Source organism: Sphingobacterium sp. WOUb80, from assembly GCF_050058145.1.
In the GTDB taxonomy this organism is placed as follows: Bacteria; Bacteroidota; Bacteroidia; order Sphingobacteriales; family Sphingobacteriaceae; genus Sphingobacterium.
Map to the genome: position 1 here is coordinate 200,714 of NZ_CP165617.1, position 19,968 is coordinate 220,681.

General features: G+C 42.4%; 11 protein-coding genes. 8 read left to right on the top strand and 3 right to left on the bottom strand.

What is annotated here, in order from left to right:
• Positions 1–76 precede the first annotated feature (76 nt).
• Entirely contained in the window at positions 77–2,332 is a 2,256-nt protein-coding gene (locus tag AB1Z56_RS00850) for a GH92 family glycosyl hydrolase (RefSeq protein WP_426790801.1), read from the top strand.
• A 186-nt stretch (positions 2,333–2,518) separates the two neighbouring features.
• On the opposite strand, the gene AB1Z56_RS00855 is transcribed toward AB1Z56_RS00850, so the two are convergent.
• Both AB1Z56_RS00855 and AB1Z56_RS00860 read right to left on the bottom strand, forming a co-directional pair.
• Positions 2,519–5,005: a glycoside hydrolase family 95 protein gene (locus AB1Z56_RS00855; protein WP_426790802.1), complete on the bottom strand. Its 2,487-nt coding sequence runs from the start codon at positions 5,003–5,005 to the stop codon at positions 2,519–2,521.
• A gap of 3 nt (positions 5,006–5,008) precedes the next feature.
• On the bottom strand, positions 5,009–6,253 hold the full coding sequence (locus AB1Z56_RS00860) for a glycoside hydrolase family 71/99-like protein (protein ID WP_426790803.1): 1,245 nt from the start codon (positions 6,251–6,253) through the stop codon (positions 5,009–5,011).
• Positions 6,254–6,519: 266 nt separating this feature from the next.
• Between AB1Z56_RS00860 and AB1Z56_RS00865 the strand changes: the two genes are divergently transcribed.
• Genes AB1Z56_RS00865 through AB1Z56_RS00875 form a run of 3 tightly spaced genes read left to right on the top strand, consistent with a single transcriptional unit; the run spans position 6,520 to position 9,464 of the window.
• Positions 6,520–7,791 carry an erythromycin esterase family protein gene (locus AB1Z56_RS00865; protein ID WP_426790804.1) on the top strand — a complete coding sequence of 424 codons (1,272 nt, stop codon included), beginning with the start codon at positions 6,520–6,522 and terminating at the stop codon, positions 7,789–7,791.
• Positions 7,792–7,795: 4 nt separating this feature from the next.
• Positions 7,796–8,701 (top strand): ABC transporter ATP-binding protein, encoded by a 906-nt coding sequence (locus AB1Z56_RS00870; RefSeq protein ID WP_426790805.1) that lies wholly within the window; start codon positions 7,796–7,798, stop codon positions 8,699–8,701.
• Positions 8,694–9,464: an ABC transporter permease gene (locus AB1Z56_RS00875; RefSeq protein WP_426790806.1), complete on the top strand. Its 771-nt coding sequence runs from the start codon at positions 8,694–8,696 to the stop codon at positions 9,462–9,464. The genes AB1Z56_RS00870 and AB1Z56_RS00875 overlap by 8 nt, the downstream gene beginning before the upstream one ends.
• 21 nt (positions 9,465–9,485) lie before the next feature.
• On the opposite strand, the gene AB1Z56_RS00880 is transcribed toward AB1Z56_RS00875, so the two are convergent.
• Entirely contained in the window at positions 9,486–12,239 is a 2,754-nt protein-coding gene (locus AB1Z56_RS00880; RefSeq protein WP_426790807.1) for a substrate-binding domain-containing protein, read from the bottom strand.
• Positions 12,240–12,531: 292 nt separating this feature from the next.
• Between AB1Z56_RS00880 and AB1Z56_RS00885 the strand changes: the two genes are divergently transcribed.
• The 4 genes from AB1Z56_RS00885 (at position 12,532) to AB1Z56_RS00900 (ending at position 19,937) form a co-directional block, all read left to right on the top strand.
• Complete coding sequence (locus AB1Z56_RS00885; RefSeq protein WP_426790808.1) at positions 12,532–13,854, top strand: sugar porter family MFS transporter; 1,323 nt, start codon at positions 12,532–12,534, stop codon at positions 13,852–13,854.
• 194 nt (positions 13,855–14,048) lie between these two features.
• Entirely contained in the window at positions 14,049–14,999 is a 951-nt protein-coding gene (locus AB1Z56_RS00890) for a carbohydrate kinase family protein (RefSeq protein ID WP_426790809.1), read from the top strand.
• Positions 15,000–15,085: 86 nt separating this feature from the next.
• Positions 15,086–18,211, top strand: coding sequence for a SusC/RagA family TonB-linked outer membrane protein (locus tag AB1Z56_RS00895; protein ID WP_426790810.1), 3,126 nt, complete (start codon positions 15,086–15,088; stop codon positions 18,209–18,211).
• Between the two features lie 43 nt (positions 18,212–18,254).
• Entirely contained in the window at positions 18,255–19,937 is a 1,683-nt protein-coding gene (locus tag AB1Z56_RS00900) for a RagB/SusD family nutrient uptake outer membrane protein (RefSeq protein WP_426790811.1), read from the top strand.
• Positions 19,938–19,968 lie beyond the last annotated feature (31 nt).

Sequence of the window (19,968 nt, forward strand, 5' to 3'; positions counted from 1 at the left end):
TGTTGCCAAAAAAAATTAACTTTAGGGGCGGAACAATTGTTTCGCCCTTAAACCATCGAACACTTAATTGTTTAAAATGCTAACGAAGAATATCAAACGTAAAACCAATACATTGTTACGCACAATCTGTTGCTGTTCTCTTCTTTCGGTCAGTATGCTAAAAGGTTTTTCCCAAGCTAGAATGACGAAAGATTATGTTGACTATGTCAATCCTTACATGGGAAACATCAGCCATTTGTTGGTACCAACCTACCCAACGGTTCATTTGCCAAACAGCCTTTTGCGCGTTTATCCTGAGCGAGGAGACTATACTTCAGACCGTCTGTTTGGTCTGCCGCTTATCGTTACTAGCCATCGTGGAAGATCGGCTTTCAACCTTAGCCCAATGGTAAAATTGCCAAGCGGTTTGAAACCGGTACAATTGTATAGTTACGATCAGGAGGAAATTCATCCGTATGCGTATTCCGTGTTATTGGATCAAGAGAATATTCAGGTAGACTATGCGTTGTCGCATCAGTCGGGGATGTATACCTTTACTTTTCCAGGAACTTCGACAAAATATCTTCAGTTCAACTCACAGGAGGGGAAACTTCAATGGGACGGACAGGGACTTTCGGGTATGCAGGATATTGGTAATGGCACGCATGTGTATATTTATGCCGTTTCCGAATCCAAACCTGTTGCTGTAAAGCGACTGCAAGGGCAACAACTCGAAAATGCCACGGACGCTGCTGGTAAGAATTCTTGTCTGGTACTGGAGTTTAATCAAGCAGGGGCTAGCTTACGTATGAAATATGGCGTTTCATTTATTGATGCGGCACAAGCAAAAGCCAATTTGAAGCGTGAAATCAGCGACTTTGACCAAAAGAAGCTTGCCGAAAAAGGACGTAAAATATGGAACGACGCTTTAGGTAAAATTGCTGTGGAAGGCGACAATGAGTCCAATAAACATGTGTTTTATACCTCCTTATATCGCACCTACGAACGTCCAGTCAATATTTCTGAGGATGGACGTTATTACAGTGCGTTCGACGGTAAGGTACATCAGGACGAGGGCAAACCTTTTTTTACCGATGACTGGATCTGGGACTCCTACCGGGCGCATCACCCTTTGCGGGTTTTGCTTGATCCTACGACAGAGTCAATGATCCTCAATTCTTTTGTCCGGATGTCTGAACAAATGGAGCAGCCTTGGTTGCCTACTTTCCCTGAGATTACCGGTGATAGTAGACGGATGAATTCCAATCATGGTGTAGCAACTTTGTTGGATGCTTACCGCAAAGGAGTGCGTAATTTTGATATCAAGAAAGCCTATCTGGCAGCAAAAGGTGCGATTACAGAAAAGACACTAGCTCCTTGGTCGGGTAAAGCCGCGGGGAAATTAGACGAATTTTTTAAGGAGAAAGGCTATATTCCAGCATTATATCCAGATGAAAAAGAAACGATACCAGAGGTAAACGGTTTTGAACGGAGACAACCGGTCGCTGTAACCTTGGGTACCTCTTACGACTTATGGTGCTTGGCACAGCTTGCTCAAGAATTGGGTATTCAGTCTGATTATGATCTCTTTATGAAGCAATCTTTCAATTATAGAAATCTTTTCAACGAACAGACCAAATTTTTCCATCCTAAAGATGACAAGGGAAATTTCATTATGCCTTTTGATTATGTGTTTTCTGGCGGACAGGGAGCACGGGAGTATTATGGTGAAAACAATGCCTGGATCTATCGCTGGGATGTACAACACAACATTCCGGATCTGATCAAATTGATGGGGGGAAATGAATTGTTTGTCAAGTACCTCGATGAGATGTTTCAGCAGCCTTTGGGTCGGTCGAAATTTGATTTTTATGCACAGCTTCCAGATCATACAGGTAATGTTGGACAATTTTCTATGGCGAACGAACCGGCTTTGCATATTCCTTATCTCTACAATTACGCCGGACAACCTTGGATGACACAGAAACGGATACATAAACTGATCGGCGAGTGGTTTAGAAACGATCTAATGGGGGTACCGGGTGATGAAGACGGTGGAGGGATGTCAGCTTTTGTGGTCTTTTCCCAAATGGGCTTCTATCCTGTAACTCCAGGTCTGACCTCCTACAGCATCGGATCTCCATTTTTTCAGAAAGTGAGTATACAGCTTCCGAATGGCAAGTCTTTTGTAATTATTGGCAAGAATGCATCTGCAAAAAACAAATACATTCAATCGGCGAAATTAAATGGGCAGCCGCTGAACGTTCCACAGCTGACCCATGCCGATGTGCTGAAAGGTGGCACACTGGAATTTGTGATGGGGGACAGAGCAAATCGAAATTGGGGGAACTAACAAAGCTTGCTTACCAGCATGAGTATGCCAGAAAGTAAAAAAAGTAAAAAGCGCTGTTGATCGATGATCAACAGCGCTTTTGTTTATGGATAGCTTTGTCCTATTGTCTATACGCGGTAGGATATTTGCCTTGTTTTAAATCGAATAACCAAAACTTTTATAAGCAGCTCAAATATGGATGCTCCCTTATTGAAACATATCGGGGGTAATCAAGACTGCTGTACCTTTTTTTCCATTCCGTTCGATCTGTTTACCTGCATAGCTGATACAGACTGGACCATTACTGCTTGGTAGGATTTCGGCTTTCTTAAGCTTACCGTTTTCCCACTGTATATTCACCGTGCGATTTCCTCTTGCTTTAAGTCCGGTTACGCTTCCCTGATCCATGTTGTGGCTTAAAGCGGGTAGCAGTTCGATGAGGTAATTGTTGTTTTTGTCCCTGACCTGGCTTTGCAGCAGCATTTCGGCAATTGCTGCGGTCGCGCCAAAGTTCCCGTCAATTTGGAAAGGTGGGTGATTATCGAACAGATTGGGGAGTGTCTTATCACTGATCAGGTTATACAATAAGCGGTAGGCATGTTCTCCGTCATGCAATCTATTCCACATATTGATTTTCCAGGCCAAGCTCCAACCAGTACCATGATCGCCACGACTTAATAGCGTCTTTTTTGCTGCTTCGGCTAGTTCGGGTGTATTAACGATTGAAATCTGGTTGCTCGGATGCAAACCAAATAAATGTGACGTATGCCTATGATTTACCTCAGTCTCCTTGTAATCTTCGATCCATTCCATAATGCGGCCTGTTTCTTTGCTGATTTGTGTTGGAATAAGTTTGGTTAAGGCAGCTTGGCAGCGTTGTCTGAAATCAGGATCGCAATCTAAGACCTTTGTGGCTTCAACACAGTTTTGGAGGAGGTCGCGGATAATCTGTGTATCCATCGTAGCACCGTAAGTAAAACTGGAAACTTCACCCGATGGTAGGACAAAACTATTCTCAGGGGAATGTGAAGGGTTGGTGGTCCAATAACCGGCAAATGATTTACCTTCCGGGATTTTGACCATAAAATCCAAAATAAATTCAGCCGCTCCCTTCATAATAGGATAAGCCTGGACTTTTAAAAATTCTCTGTCGCCAGTATAGTTATAATGTTCCCAAGGGTGTTGTGCCATCCAGGCCGATCCCATGGGCCAAATGCCCTGTACGCCATCGGCTGGAGCTGTGTAACCCCAGGCATCGGTGAGATGATGTACCACCCAGCCTTTGGCTCTATAGAGCTTGCTCGCGGTACGCTCACCAAAAGGGATTAATGCCTTCGTCAGATCAAATAGGGGTTTATGCAATTCAGAAAGATTGGTTACCTCGGCAGGCCAATAGTTCATTTGCAAATTAATATTGGTATGAAAATCAGCATTCCAAGGTGGATCCATCTGCCAAGCCCATAAGCCCTGCAAATTTGCCGGCATATGTCCTGGGCGTGAACTGCTGATTAAAAGGTAACGACCAAACTGAAAGAATTTGTTGACTAAGGTATTAGGTACCTTTTGTAATTCTTTTGTTAACCGAATGAGTGAATCAGTTGGTAGTTTTGCGAGTTTATCTTGTCCTGGATCTGGAAGATTCAACTTGACCCGATTGAAATACTGTTGGTAATCTTCTATATGAGCTTGTTTTAACTGTTCATAATGCTGTTTGTTCAGGCCACTGATTAACTTTCGACAGCTTGCAAGCGGATCAATATCCACCGGGTTTTGGGGATAGGCGATATGTTTTAATCCGGGATAATCCGTAGCAGCGGTGATGATGATGGTAATCTCATCTGCTCCGGTAATCGCTATGCGCCCGTCGGCATTGATAAGCTTGCCGCCTTTAAGGATTACTTTTGCAATTGCGGCAAACTTTGTTCCGCGCTCATGGGCAGGAGCAGATCGGCCAATCTGACCCTCAAGTAGCAATTGTGTGGGATCTGTCGGATCAGCGGTGCAACTGAAATCTTGGGCTCTTTTCCAGGTGAAGTTTAAATCGAGTGCCTGTTTCTTGTTTGCTGTATAATGCATGACCATTGCGTTGGCAGGTGCTGAAATGAATGACTCGCGAAAGAACTTGACACCATTATACACATAGCTTGTTTGTTGCAATGCACGCTCAAGATCAAGCGAGCGCGTATACTGTTCAGCTTTAAGATGGGGCATATCAAACCATAGTTCGCCAAGCGACTGATAGGGTTTGATGTTTTTGGGTAAGCCCATCAAAGTTGTGTCTGCAAGGTCGATTGCTTCTTTATTTTTACCTTCAAAAAGAAGCTGTTGTATGCGGGGTAGATATATTTTCCCCTTGGGATTATTGGGATCCTGTGGATGTCCTGCCCAAAGTGTACTTTCGTTTAGTTGAACTCGCTCATCGGCGACACCACCAAAAACCATAGCACCGAGCTGACCGTTACCGAGCGGTAGAGCTTCCTCCCAAACTCCTGCGGGGCGTGCATAGGATAACGTTAAAGGGCCTGCGGAAAGACTTGCAGCCGATTGAATCTGTGTGCGGTCTGTCCAGAATTGCGTGATCTTACGTTGCCGCTGACTAGCTGGGGCATCTATTATTTTAGTGGACTGCTGTGCCTTAATTGTTGTGTTGCCCATCAGTAGCAGTGCGCAGTATAGGAACGTTTTTATTTTCATCTTTTAGTTTCTTTTTGGTTGTTTGACAGGTGCTGAGGTTTTGGTTTTTAGGTATTTGCTTGCCTGTCCGGTTAACCAAAGGTAATGATCATTTGGAAGATTATCTTCAATACCGACAAATGAGCCTGTTCCATTAAGTGGGACATCTTTTTGATGCAGTGTCTTGAATATGGCGGTACCTTCGTCGACTTCATCAAACATGGCGATGTAGAGCATTTGGGCACCAATTGAAAGGTTATACTGTAATTGTTTCCAGAGGAAATTTCCGGAATCACGTGGGACAAAAGCACGGGAGCTACCCGTCATGTTAGTCCAGGAGAATCCTGGGAAGCAAAGTGGAGCATAATCGATTTGATGTTGTTTGCACCAGTCCATATCATCTTTGATTAAGGATTTGAACTGATCGAATCCGGCCTGATTATATCGACCAACAAACCAAGGCATAATGATATCTGATTTTTTGATGAGTTCATGCAAAAATGGATCGGATTCGGTGTCCTGGCGTAATTCACGCCAATAAGTCGGTACGCCAAGAAGCACGCTATAGCCGTTTTGTTTGAGGTAATTGACAATACGTTCGGCTGTTTTGAGATTATATTTGCGACCGTCGTTAAATCCGATACCCCAAACGGCAATCAGTGGTTTGCTATGATGAAAAAGATAGGTTTTGGCGCGATCACGCTTTTTGAGGTTCCATTCTTTTTCAAGGGCAGCTACATCGTCCATTAGGATTTTGTCGTCACCATCTTTAATTCCGCTAAGGTCGTACATGACGCAGATTGCACGGTCAAATTCATTGGCTGAACGAATAGCCGAAGTCAACACTGTGTTGAAGTGGTTGCGACCACTGGGGTTAGCGATCTCACCCACGAATCGTTGCATAAATACGCCATCGATTCCATATTGTTGCATCCATTTGAAATGGAGGTTGACGGAAGAATAATCATGTGCGCTATAAAGCTTAGCGGGCTTGCCTTCTTTTGTCATAAAAGGACTATCATAGGTGTTTTGATAGGCGCTGACGTCGGGCCAAAAATCGATATTCGTAGAACCAGGTTGGAATCCGTTTTTTCCACGGTAATGGTACCATCCGCGGTCTGCACCATCGGTAGGGCTATTGAACCAGCCTTGGTAGCCGGCCATAACAAGGCCGCTATAGGAGTCGTATTGTTTTTGTGCGAATAGCAAGCCTACAGAAAAAAATAGGCAGATGCCAAGAAGATGGAATTGGAGCGTTTTAGCTATCATATCGATTTATAATTAAGTTATCCCGCTAAATATCGATTAACCCAATTAACAGTCCATTAATAAAGTATTAATACCCTGTGAATCGATCATTTTTCCGCATTTGAATATATCGATTAACCGCTTTTTTATTGTCATGTTATATTTCTAATTTTTTTGTGTAATTTTTTATGGAAAAAGAAAAAATGATCATCTTATGTTAAAATATATCCTACTTTAGCGTGATACGCAGTAGATAGATCAATTATGAATTATATAAAATAAGGTAAATGAGAAGTGTTCTATGCGCACTTGCGGTAACGATTATCCTAATCTTATCGTTTAATAAACTTGTATATGATGATATGCCCGTAGCCAATGCTACGATAGTATTGACCGAAGTAAATCGTCATAAACAAGACGTCAAAAGTATCTTAATGACCGATAGTAATTTTTCGGATTTAAGTTTTTTTGATGCTATGCTAAAAAACAATAGAATCCTGATGTTGGGCGAAATGATGCACAATGATGGCGAAACTTTTAAAGCGAAAGCCAGGATCATCCGTTATCTCCACGAACATCTGGATTATGATGTTGTTTTATATGAGGCAGGGCAGTATGATATGTGGATGATGAATGCACAGATGGACACCCTAATAGATAAGTCGCAGGAAAAAACGATCGGTGGCACTGGACTATTTGATTTCTGGTGGCAAAATCAGGAAAATCAGCCTCTCTTAACGTATTATAAAAAAACAAAATCAACAGAGCGTCCAATGATCCTCGGCGGATTTGATATCCAATTTTCAGGCAGGGGCTTATCCAATATACGCGTAAAATTATTGGAAGATTTCCTGCTTAAAAATGGGATAGATTCGACCAAATATCCGTTATTGAAAAAAAATAGCAACAGGTTGGAGTATCTAACTTATGAACCTTTTGCCAGTAAACGGCTCAATGCGAACGAAAAAAAACAGTTTCTAGCAGAACTGGATGAATTGAACCGTAGGATCCGCAGCGGCGTAAAAGACTCGGAGCATCTGATCTATAGTCGATATCTGTCTGATATGAAGAACAACTTTGACAAATCCTGGCGCTATAAAACTGGGTCGATGCAGAGCATGCATTTTAGAGATTCACTGATGGCGGAAAATCTAACCTATCAGATCGATTCGCTTTACGCCGGCAAAAAGATTATCGTCTGGTGTGCCAATATCCATAGCTTTTCTGCTCCATACAATAAAGATTATCGGCCGCTCGGGACTTATCTAAAGCGTAAATACGGCGCTCAAGTATATAGCCTGGACTTTACTTCCTATGGACGATACGATAAAACTGGCCGTGTTGTCGATAGAGTGGGTAAGTTGGCAGTGGAAAATGTATTTCATGCCACTAAATCACCCTATTTCTTTTTGGATCTTCGTCAGTTGCCCAACAATAGCATGTTAAAACAGCGTTTTAGTTCAGTCATTAATCAGGGGATTGATGAAGAAAGAAAATGGCACGAGTTTATCGATGGCATTTTCTATATCGATATCAATAAAGATCCAATTTACCGCTAACAGCATGGAAAGTATCTTAACACAACAACTTAGCTTTAAAATAGGCGCAAAAACAATCTTGGATAATATTAGCCTACAAGTCCCAGACAGGAGTATTTATGGATATCTCGGCAGAAATGGGGCGGGAAAATCCACAACAATCAAATTGCTTTTAGGTCTTTTGGAGGATCAGGCAGATACGATTTTTATTCAGGGAAATAGTCTAAAGGCTCATCCCACAGGTGTTTATGCCAATGTTGGAAACTTGATTGAGTCCCCATGCTATTATACTAAATTGACCGTTTTTGAAAATTTAAAGTACTTGGATATCATCCACAAAAAAGGCAACAAACGCATTGATGAAGTATTGGAAATGGTAGATCTTCATCGGGAAAGGAAGAAAAAAGCTAGTGCCCTGTCCATGGGGATGAAACAGCGGCTGGGAATAGCGATGGCGATTTTTCATGATCCGCAATTGCTTATCCTGGACGAACCATTAAATGGTCTCGATCCACAGGGAATTGTCGAAATGCGCAATTTGTTTTGTCATCTCAACGAACAGGGAAAAACGATCTTTCTTTCGAGTCATATTTTGAGTGAGCTTGAAAAAATAGCGACACACATTGGTATCATTGAAGGTGGGAAAATGATTTTCCAGGGAACCAAACAGGAGTTGCTGGGACAGGTTGACCGAGAAGTGTACCTACGTACAGCCAGTCCCGAAGCAACAGCTTCGGTTTTACGAAATAGCGGTTTTTCTGGTGTTAAAATCGAAGGAGAAAACATTGTAGTCACTATCGGCGATGATCTGCAATTTGGTCTTATGATCAAATCTTTGGTCGAAAAGCAGATTGATATTTATGGATTGGAATCCCGTAGTGCTGATCTTGAACAAATTTTTATAAACCTAATCGCTCGTGCAAATGGCTAATACATTTTATACTGCTTTTTTGTCTGAAAAGTACAAACTTCTTCGGAACAGGGAAATTTTTGGAGTCTTAATCGCACCTATGTTGCTCATTTTTGCGATTAGTGCTTATATTATCTATGATATTGTCAATTCGGGAGGTGCCAGTGCCATTCCCAATCCCTGGAAAGTCTTATTGGGTCGATATGTATTTCAATTTTTTTATTTACTCTATCCCATTCTTGTCGCATTGTTTGTATATGCTTGTTGTGATGTAGAGTATAAGAATAACAATTATAAAATACTCTTTACCCTGCCCATCAGTAAATCGAATATTTTCTTTTCCAAAGCTGCCTTTATCCTGCTGACCTTACTGTTTTCAATACTCTTTGCTTATGCTGCATTTCTGATAAGTGGTTATCTGCTCAGCCTGATTTACCCCGTACTGGGGTTTCAGAATTATGATTTTAGGGTCGTAATCTTTTATACGTTTTTGAAACTTTTTATTACGCTCTCGGCTATCGCTATGATTCAGCTTGCACTGAGCCTATTGTTCAGAAGTTTTATCTACCCAATTGGAGTAGGCATGTTTATGTTGGTCTTTTCCGTGCTTGTCGCACAGAAAAGTTTTTCGGATTTTATCCCTTATACAGGGGCCTATAATGCGGTAATGAATATCTTATCCGAGAATGATTCCTTTGCACGACTAGACTATAGCAACATGCTGATGCTCGTCATATTTCTATTGATCAGTTTTTACTTATTCAAGCGGAAAGGACAGTTTTAATTTGCAGGCACACCTGATCGGCTATTTTTTATCAAGTTCTTTTTTATAAGTACTCGGGGACTGGCCATATTTCTTTTTAAAGGCCGAAGCGAAATAGGATGCGGAGGAAAAACCGACACTGCTAAATATTTCGTTGATGTTTAGTCCTTCAGCCATAAGGCTTTTGGCTTTCTTTAATCTTCGCTCGATAATGTATTCATTGACGCTGCAGTCAAGTAACTGTTTGACTTTACGGTAGAGTTGCACGCGGGAGAGGTGAAGCTCGTTGGCAATGCCATCGACACTTAATCGCGGGTCTGACAATTTGGATTCGACAATCGCAGAAAAATTATTCAGAAAACGTCTATCGTTATCATTGACCTGCTCCGCTTGAGCGCTATCAAACTGTTCCACATTGCTGCTGTATTTTTCTTTAAGCTGATGGCGTGACTGTAGGATGTTTGAAATGCGTGTCCGCAATAATTCAGCATTGAAAGGTTTAGTAATGTAGTCATCGGCCATCAATTTACTTCCTTCGAGCATAGTATCTTCATTGGCGAGTGCACTCAGTAAGATGACGGGAATATGTGCGGTCTGATAAAATGCTTTGATGTCCTTTAGAATATCCAGACCGCTACCATCAGGAAGCATAATATCCGTAATTACTAGATCTGGAAAATGTGTCTTCAACATTCCATTGGCTTGTTGTACATCTTTTGCCAGGAAAAGATTGTAATCTCTTTCTAAGAGGGAGCGGAGATAATCTCTGATTTCATCATTATCTTCGACGACCATAATACTTTTTGATTTGTTGGATCGAAAAGAAAGATTGTTGTCTACCATCTTTCGTGTGGCGTCCAATATGTCGTCTTGTTGAAACAGCGGTTTTTCTCCTTTGTCGAAATCGGCCAGTTCAGCAGGTTCGTAGTGACTATTTCCAATTGGCATACGTAGGGTGAATATCGACCCATGGCCGGGTTTGCTACTCACAGTGATTTGGCCATGATGCAGTTCGATGATCTGTTTGGTGTAGGCGAGGCCGATTCCGGAGCCATTACGACTACTGGCGCCCTGATAAAAAGGATCAAAAATATGCTCAATATCACTTGGGGCAATCCCCAGGCCATTATCTAATACACGTAGATAGAAATAGTCTTTGAAATTGTTTTCTTCCAATATAATTTCAATTCTGCCACTTGCCGCCGTATGTTTGATCGCGTTGGACAATAAGTTGGATAAGACCTGTTCCATGAGGTATTCGTCCATCCAAACCTCTTTCAAGCTTGTTTTGTTGACATAACTGACGGAGATCCTGTTTTTCTTAAATAAGGGTTTGAAACTACCTATTACCTGCTGAATAAATGGGTCAATGTAAACGATGGCCGCATGTAGCTTAATCTTCGATTTACTGATGCGATGGATATCAATGAGGTCGGTGACCAAACGTTGTAGTTTTTTTGCATTCCGTTTGATGCGCGACAACTGTTCTCTGACCTCTTCGGTAAGATCTTTTCGTAATTCAAGGTCCTCGATAGGTGCGATGATAAGGGTCAGCGGGGTTTTAAATTCATGCGAGATATTGGTAAAGAAATTATTTTTGATTTCTGCCGCTTGCTGAATTTGACTGTTCATTTCGACGATCTGTTTTTGTTGCGCAAGAATCTCGCTATTCTGGATTTCCAGATGTTTGTTCTTTTCCCAGTTGCTTCTGATCACGATAATAGAAATTCCACCAAAGACAACAGCTAGCACCAAGCTAACGACCAATACATTAAGAACGGACTTTTGGCTTTGGTAAATCTTATTCTGTTCCGTAATGAACTCCTGTCTTTTGTCAATATCGAGCTGCTGTTGTTTTATTTTATCCGACTGCAGGGCAAGCAACTCCGCGTTGGTTTTATCGATGACAGAGGTTGCGAGTATATTTTCGCGGCGGTAGTTTTGGTGGTTGATGATAGCCAAGGCCGTTCGAATGGCTTCGGCCCCGCCAGTGGGATAGAGTATGGACGCAAACATTTTGCCCTGTATGATCTGTTCAAGGCCATTTCCGGGACCAGGAAGAGCATCAACACCAATTATCTTAATGTCCTTTTTAATCTGGGCCTCGTCCAATGCTTTTTTTACCCCCATGGCCATCTGATCATTGAATGTAAAGATGATATCACTCTGGCTCATGACGTTTATATGCTTACGCATTTCCAGATAGGCTTTATTTTTCTCCCAGCCGCCGTGAATGACGCCGCTCACCCTAATCATTGTGGTATCTCTAATTTGCTGCATAAAGCCTTTTTCACGCTCTATTGAAGCCGAGGTGCCCGATAGCCCTGTGACTAATCCGACCGAACCCTTTCCTTGTAAAATCGTGCGGCTATATTGACCAGCCAGTTTCCCGATAGCAAGATTGTCTGCCCCCACATAGGCATTGTATTGGCCCGAAGACGTCTTACGGTCAGTTACGATGACGGGTATATTGCGTTGAAATACAGAATCTACTATAGGGGTAAGGGGCTCGGCCTCATTTGGGGATACAATCAGAAGATCGATATCCTGTTTGACTAATTCACGAATTTGATTGATCTGCACATTATTGTCGCCATGTGCATCGCGATAAAGAAATTCAATATCGGGATTGAAGGAAAGTTCCCTTTTCATTTCCTCGAGCATTGTTTGTCGCCAGGCATCGTTTCCGATACACTGCGAAAAAGCGATGACCTGCTTTTTCTTCCGGACCATTGGTTGACATCCACAAAAAAGAAGCAAGGTCAATATGCCACCATAAATGAAATATTTTCCCATGATTTTTCCCCCTTAAATATCCGAATATACATTATTTAGATTTTTTGGGGTAACAGTGGTTGTGTTAGTGTATATTTTACACTAAAATAGGAACCTTCAAAAATGTATCATTTTCTAAATTTTCTGTTTAAAAAGTGAAAGTTTTGAAAAGTAAAATGAATGTAAGTGTTAGATTTTTAGTGTTTTAGTGTTTTTTAAAAAATGTTACATAAATAAATGTTTTTGCGAAGTCCAAATTTAAGTAAAGATGAATCACGTGTTAAATTTGGATTAATCAATTATAGATCATCACATGAACAAAAACACGGTATTAGCTTGGTCCTTTGTAGTGGCTTTAGGCGGATTTTTATTTGGATTTGATACAGCGGTTATTTCGGGAGCAGAAAAGGCCGTTCAGGAGCACTGGCATTTAAGTGAGTTTCAGCATGGCCTGACAATGGCCATCGCCTTGATTGGGACAGTTGTCGGCGCAGCATTAGGTGCACTGCCTTCCGATAAATTAGGCCGTAAAAATACCTTATTTGCTGTTGCAGCCCTTTACTTTCTTTCAGCGATTGGTAGTGCACTGGCGAATGACTGGACGATATTTATTTTATTCCGCTTTTTGGGTGGTATAGGTGTTGGTGTCTCTTCGGTAACTGCACCAATCTATATATCGGAAATTTCTCCGGCGGCATCGCGGGGAAAATTAGTCGGACTTTTCCAGTTCAACGTTGTATTGGGGATCTTGATTGCCTATCTGTCCAATTACTTCATCGGTCAGATAGGAGAAGAGTCCTGGCGCTGGATGTTAGGCGTACAGTGTTTTCCGTCCCTGTTATTCTTCTGTTTGATCTTTCTCATTCCGGAAAGTCCGAGATGGTTGCTCCTGCACAGAGGTAATTTAGCCGAGGCAACACGGATTATGAAAAAAATTAATTCGGATGGTTACGAGCTGGAGATTTCAAAAATTCAGGAGTCCAAAAACAATTCCACAGGAGAAGGCAAGCTCTTCGTTCGCGAAAATGCCAAACCTATTTTATTGGCCTTTTGTTTTGCGCTGTTCAATCAAGTTTCAGGTATCAACGCGATTATATATTATGCGCCCCGTGTATTTGAAATGGCTGGTTTGGGCTCACAGAGTTCATTGCTTTCGACAGTAGGTATAGGGGTTGTCAATTTTATTTTTACATTGCTGGCGATCAATTTCATCGATAAGGTCGGCAGAAGAAAATTAATGTTGGTGGGTTCGATCGGGCTGATTGTTTCATTGGCGCTCGTTTCCCATGCTTTTTACACCAGCCAGACAACAGGTTTTGCAATCACCATCTATTTAATGAGTTTTATTGCCTTTTTTGCATTCTCGCAAGGCGCCGTGATTTGGGTGTTTATTTCAGAAATTTTTCCGAACGATGTCCGCGCTAAAGGGCAGACATTCGGCAGCTTGACACATTGGGTGATGGCGGCAATTATTACCTTTTGTTTTCCTGCATTGACGGAAATGCTAGGCGGCGGCGGTACATTCTTGATTTTTGCACTATTTATGGTTTTACAGCTTATTTATGTACTGAAGTTTATGCCAGAGACAAAAGGGAAGTCGCTGGAAGATCTTGGGCATACCATCAATTTGCATTAGTCTTTAGCTAGACTACGCTAATAGACGTCGGAGTAGCCATGATGCGACTGGCGCCTGTCTAAAGTTATTTAATCAATGACAATGTGATAGCATGTTGTGTGTATTGTCAACATTGAATTTAAAGGGAAATAAAATAATCAATTCGTTACATGGCTTTTGGCGCTCGGCCGAAGCTTTGTGAAAAAAGAAGAAATATGAAAAACGGAGAAAAATCAATACAGGGTATTTGTTTTGGCGAGGTTCTTTGGGATAATCTTCCTACAGGTAAAAAATTAGGCGGTGCACCTTTGAATGTGGCTTATCACCTCAATAAACTGGGTGTTACTACGCGTATGCTAACACGTATAGGGCGTGATGAAAATGGTTATGAACTACGTAAGGTATGTGAGGATCTGGGTATCCCGACCGATTTCTTCCAATACGATGAGTTGTTGCCGACCTCAACCGTCGAGGTTTCGATCGATGCCAAACGTGACGTGCATTACGATATCGTTTATCCGGTTGCTTGGGATAGAATAGCGGTGGACAATGTTGTTCTGGATGCCGTTGCCACGGCGGACTTTTTGGTATATGGCAGTCTGGCCTGTCGAGATGAAGTAAGCTTTCAAAGCTTACTGTTATTGCTTGAAGAGGCCCGCTTTCGGGTGATGGATGTCAACCTGCGTACACCTTATTTTGGTCCTGAAAAAATACATAAGTTGTTGGCATATGCTGATTTTGTGAAAATGAATGCCGAGGAGCTGCATATTATTTCCGAATGGAATGGCGCTACGGAAGCCTATACCGATCAACAGCGTGTAGACTTGATCATGGCGCGTTTTGCAATTCAGGAGGCAATTGTAACCTATGGTGCAGATGGAGCGGTGTATCATTATAAAAAAGATAATATCAGTTATCATTTTCCAGCCTTGAAAGTTCAGGTAGAAGATACAATCGGAAGTGGTGATTCGTTTTTGGCAGCTTTCTTAACAAAGAGGTTTCAGATGCAGGAAGGTGTTCAGCTGGAGGAAGTATTGGAATTTGCAGCGACCCTGAGTGGGTTTGTGACACAGAGCCGGGGGGCTTGTCCTGAATATAACGATGAGGTCATCAATCGATTTCAATGGTTGCATCCGATCTTCAATGGAGCTCAGAAGCAACAGTAAGTATACTGCTTCTTTAAGAAGCAGTATACACGCTATCATAATAAAATAATCAATCTAAATAATTAACCATTTACTCATAACCAATTATGTTTACAAGACAGAAAGCGATGCTGCTCCCGTCTTTGGCACTTTTTTCTGTTGTCGCATTTGCGCAGCAGACTGAAATCCGGGGAAGGATTACGGATAGTGGGACAGCAGCACCTATAGTGGGGGCATCTTTAGTGGTGAAGGGAACCACAATAGCCACCAAGACAAATGAAAAGGGAGAATTCGTCCTCCAGACTTCAGGCAATCAGGGCACATTGGAAATAAGTTATGTTGGCTATGCTACTCAGACAATTTCTGTAGCCGGAAGAAAGTTCCTCGATATTCAGCTTGCTAGCACCGAAAAAGGGCTAGATGAAGTAGTTGTTACGGGATATCAAACGGAACGGAAGAAGGATTTAACAGGTGCGGTGAGTGTTGTTAATGTAGCCGAGATGATGAAGGCTCCGGAAAATAACCCTATGAAAGCCCTGCAAGGAAGGGTAGCTGGTATGACCGTAACTTCGGATGGTAGTCCAAGTGGAGCCGCGACGGTGCGTATGCGCGGAATCAGCTCCATCAACAGTAGTCAGGATCCCTTATATGTCATTGATGGAACGCCTACACAAGGGGGAATGCATGAACTTAATGCGAATGATATCGAAAGTATTCAGGTTTTAAAAGACGCTTCTTCGGCGAGTATCTATGGCTCACGCGCAGCTAATGGGGTTATTGTCATCACCACCAAAAAAGGAAAGCTAGGTGCACCAAAACTTACGGTTGATGCCTTTGCCACAAGTACACATTTCAATAACCGAATGAAAGTGCTGGACGCACAACAATATGGTCGTGCACTATGGCAGGCGACCATCAATAACGGTGGCAATCCAAATGGAAACAATATTGGTTATCAGTTTGAATGGAATAACGATACGAATGGTGTGCCTCAGCTCAATACGGTGTTTGTTTCCAAGTATATTGATCGTGAACATACGATGTATGCTTCAGATACCGATTGGTTTAAGGAAGTTTCGAAACCAGGACTGCAACAGTCATACAATGCGACATTGAGCTCCGGAACAGAAAAATCCAGCTCGTTTTTCTCTTTAGGTTATTTGCACAATAGCGGGACACTCCGTTACACTGATTTCCAGAGAATATCCGCCCGGATGAATGCTGACTACAAACTGTTTGATGGAAAACTGGTTGTTGGTGAAAATTTTACGGTAAACAACACGGGCGAAGTGCAGGTCCCTGGCGATGTGCTTGACCTTTCGTTGAAAGCATTACCCATTATTCCTGTCCATACAGTAGATGGAATAGGCTGGGGGGGGCCAGCATTAGGAATGAACGACCGCCATAATCCAATGCGTGTACTTTACGACAATCGAAATAATAAATACAATTATTGGCGCTTGTTTGGAAATGCCTATGCCGATTTACAGCTAATAAAAGATCTGCATGTTCGAACCAGTTATGGCCTGGATTACAGTAATTTTTACAAACGTAACTTGGAAGTATCTTATCGTTCGGGATTTATGAACAGCAGCCGAAGTGGCGTTAATATGGAGCAGTCTCATGGGATGAAGTGGACTTGGTCCAATACAGCGACTTATCGGAAGGCGATCGACAAACATACTCTAGATGTGCTAGCTGGTATCGAAATGAACCGTCAGAACGATATTAATTTTAACGCGTATACTGCTGGTGATGGTGCATTTGCCATAGAGACACCAGAGTACATGTGGCCGGGTGTGAGTACCGGTACAGCAGCAGTAGGAGGTGGCTCTACAGGCTTCTCGCTGCTATCCTATTTTGGAAAAGCTAATTATTCCTATGACGAGCGTTATCTGGCTTCTTTCACCGTACGGCACGATGGCTCTTCCCGCTTCGGTAAAAATAACCGTTTTGCCACTTTCCCGGCGGTAACGGCAGGCTGGCGAATATCTTCTGAACGCTTTATGGCAAGTACAAAAAATTATATTTCTGACCTCAAGCTACGGGTTGGATGGGGGCAGACAGGTAACCAAGGGATAGGTAATCTGGCTACCTATGCGCTGTTCGTCCCCGAATATGGGGTTGCTGATCCCACATGGAACATCGTGGATGGTACAGCATACGATCTCTCGGGTACAGGAACTGGAAAATTACCATCGGGATACCGCAAAATCCAAACGGAAAATAATGATCTGAAATGGGAAACCACAACGCAGACGAATATTGGCTTGGACTTTTCACTGTTTAAACAAAGTCTCTATGGTTCGATTGACTGGTATGTCAAAGCAACAAAAGATATGTTGATCAATCCAGCTTACATCGGTGTGGTAGGAGAGGGCGGTTACCGCTGGGCAAATGGTGCATCCATGGAAAATAAAGGTTTGGACGTATCAGCCGGATATCGTAATAAAACATCCTTTGGACTGGATTATGATGTGATGGCTGTCTTCTCGACGTATAAAAATAAGGTGACACATTTGCCCGAAGCAGTAGAAAACTCCTATGGCGGTCGTCAAGGGGATAATATTATCGGCCGGCCGCTGGGATCATTTTATGGCTATGTCACGGACGGTATTTTTCAGAATCAGGACGAAGTGGATGCGCACGTCAATCAGACCGGTAAGGGGATTGGACGCTTACGTTATGTGAATGTATATGATGCGGACAATCAGATCACGGACATGGACCGTACTTGGATCGGTAGTCCTCATCCTGATTTTTCTTATAGTTTGAACATTGTGCTAAAATATAAAGGTTTTGACCTATCGGCGTACTTTCAGGGGGTACAGGGGATAGATGTCGAAAACTGGCTGAAAAAACAAACGGACTTCTGGAGTGTGGACGACGTCAATTCCAATAAAGGCGTACGTCTGCTCAATGCTTGGACACCACAAAATCCAACATCAACGATTCCCGCCTTACAGACGACAAACAACAATGACGAGGGCCGCCTGTCAAATTACTTTATCGAGAATGGATCTTATATGAAACTCCGAAATCTGTCTTTGGGCTATACCTTGCCAACAGCAACAGCCTCACGTCTGCGTATGAGCCGGCTAAGAATCTATGTCACCGGTCAGAACCTATTTACTGTTAAGTCAAAGAATTTTACAGGTGTAGATCCTGAAAATGTAGGTTGGGGTTATCCAATTCCAACGACCTGGACAGCCGGGGTAAATATTGGATTTTAAAAAGGGGAGAAATAAGGCTATACACTTATAAATAATTTAACGGATGAAAAAAATAACCACTAAAATAGCGATACTTATGGTTCTTGCTGGACTACTTCCAGGATGTACCAAATTTTTGGATCAAACACCCAATGGTGTGCTGAGCTCCGATCAGGTTAAGGAGCCAGAACGATTATTGACAGCGACCTATGCCGCTTTGGGCAATGATCATTATGATGTCCCTTTTAGCTTATGGCCCTATGGTACGGTTCGGTCGGACGATGCTTATAAAGGCGGATCGGGGCCACAGGATATCCAGACCTTTCATTTTCTTGAGGTCTCCAATAACATTACAACTAATTTCGCGGAGTTGGATAAATTATGGTTTCAGTTGTACGTTGCGATTTCGCGTGCCAATACGACAATTAAGACCATACAGGAAATGGATAATTTCGATGGGAAGGAAGAAAAACTTGGTGAAGCACGTTTTCTGCGGGGGCATTTTTACTTTATGCTCAAGATCCTTTTCAAATATGTGCCTTATATCAATGAAAATGTACCAGTAGACAGCTATGAAACCGTATCGAATAGGGCCTTGACTAACGATGCGCTATGGCAAAAGATTGTGGAGGATTTTCAGTATGCTGTAGATCATCTCCCGGCGGTACAAACGGAGGTGGGGCGCGCCAATCGTGTTGCTGCTGCGGCATATCTTGCCAAAACCTATCTCTATAAAGGATACCGTCAGGACAATGCCGAACGTAATTTGGTGACGGGTATCGATGCGGGAGATTTGGAAAAGGTTGTACAAAATACGGATATTGTGCTTTCATCGAACCATACGCTGGAAACCGACTTTGCTTTTAACTTCTTGCCGGGCAAATATGAAAATGGGACGGAAGCCCTGTTTTCAGTTCAGTTTTCAAAAGATGACGGGACAAAATTTGGGCGTGTTAACTTTTCTGATGTGCTCTCTGTACCTATGGGGGTAGGATGCTGTGATTTCAATAAACCAAGTCAAAGTCTTGTCAATGCATTTCGCACAACGGGTAAAGGTCTGCCACTGGATAATTATAATGCGTTGAATAGCTTTAATACCTCCGAGAAGTATGATCCAAGGTTATTTCATACGGTTGCAATTCCAGGCTTACCGTACAAGTATAGTAGCAAAAGAACATACGAAGAAAGCTGGAATCGTAATCCTGCGGAGTATGCTGTTTATGCATCGTTAAAAGAAAATGTTGATCCCGACTGTGATTGTTTCGTTCCGATGGTACCCTTCTATGCGAATACAAAGAATCGAATTGTATTGCGCTTTGCCGATGTACTGTTGATGCGGGCAGAGGCGCTTATCGAGCTGCATCGTTCGGCTGAAGCACTGCCATTGATAAACCAAGTGCGTACGCGGGCAAAAAATAGTACTGCACTGACCGGCTATGCTAATGATAAAATGCTGATCGATACGTACAAAAATGGGGATAATATTGTGTGGAACGAAGAAAATGCCCGCAAGGCGTTACGTTGGGAAAGACGCTTGGAGCTCGCTATGGAAAACGGAAGATTCTTTGATCTGGTACGTTGGGGAATTGCCGACCAGGCCATGAATGCTTATTATGATGCAGAAAAGTCACGTCGATCTTATTATTCTTCGGCACATTTTACAGCAGATAGGAACGAATATCTGCCGATTCCCGAAGCACAGATCAGATTGAGTAAATATCTGTATAAACAAAATCCAGGCTATTAAACAGGCATTTATTGCTGAACGACCATCATAA

What these genes read in the sequence shown, in the direction of transcription:
- AB1Z56_RS00880 (WP_426790807.1), bottom strand. Translation starts at nt 12,239, where the DNA reads ATGGGAAAATATTTCATTTATGGTGGCATATTGACCTTGCTTCTTTTT.
- AB1Z56_RS00895 (WP_426790810.1), top strand. Translation starts at nt 15,086, where the DNA reads ATGTTTACAAGACAGAAAGCGATGCTGCTCCCGTCTTTGGCACTTTTT.
- AB1Z56_RS00870 (WP_426790805.1), top strand. Translation starts at nt 7,796, where the DNA reads ATGGAAAGTATCTTAACACAACAACTTAGCTTTAAAATAGGCGCAAAA.
- AB1Z56_RS00850 (WP_426790801.1), top strand. Translation starts at nt 77, where the DNA reads ATGCTAACGAAGAATATCAAACGTAAAACCAATACATTGTTACGCACA.
- AB1Z56_RS00890 (WP_426790809.1), top strand. Translation starts at nt 14,049, where the DNA reads ATGAAAAACGGAGAAAAATCAATACAGGGTATTTGTTTTGGCGAGGTT.
- AB1Z56_RS00855 (WP_426790802.1), bottom strand. Translation starts at nt 5,005, where the DNA reads ATGAAAATAAAAACGTTCCTATACTGCGCACTGCTACTGATGGGCAAC.
- AB1Z56_RS00865 (WP_426790804.1), top strand. Translation starts at nt 6,520, where the DNA reads ATGAGAAGTGTTCTATGCGCACTTGCGGTAACGATTATCCTAATCTTA.
- AB1Z56_RS00900 (WP_426790811.1), top strand. Translation starts at nt 18,255, where the DNA reads ATGAAAAAAATAACCACTAAAATAGCGATACTTATGGTTCTTGCTGGA.
- AB1Z56_RS00875 (WP_426790806.1), top strand. Translation starts at nt 8,694, where the DNA reads ATGGCTAATACATTTTATACTGCTTTTTTGTCTGAAAAGTACAAACTT.
- AB1Z56_RS00860 (WP_426790803.1), bottom strand. Translation starts at nt 6,253, where the DNA reads ATGATAGCTAAAACGCTCCAATTCCATCTTCTTGGCATCTGCCTATTT.
- AB1Z56_RS00885 (WP_426790808.1), top strand. Translation starts at nt 12,532, where the DNA reads ATGAACAAAAACACGGTATTAGCTTGGTCCTTTGTAGTGGCTTTAGGC.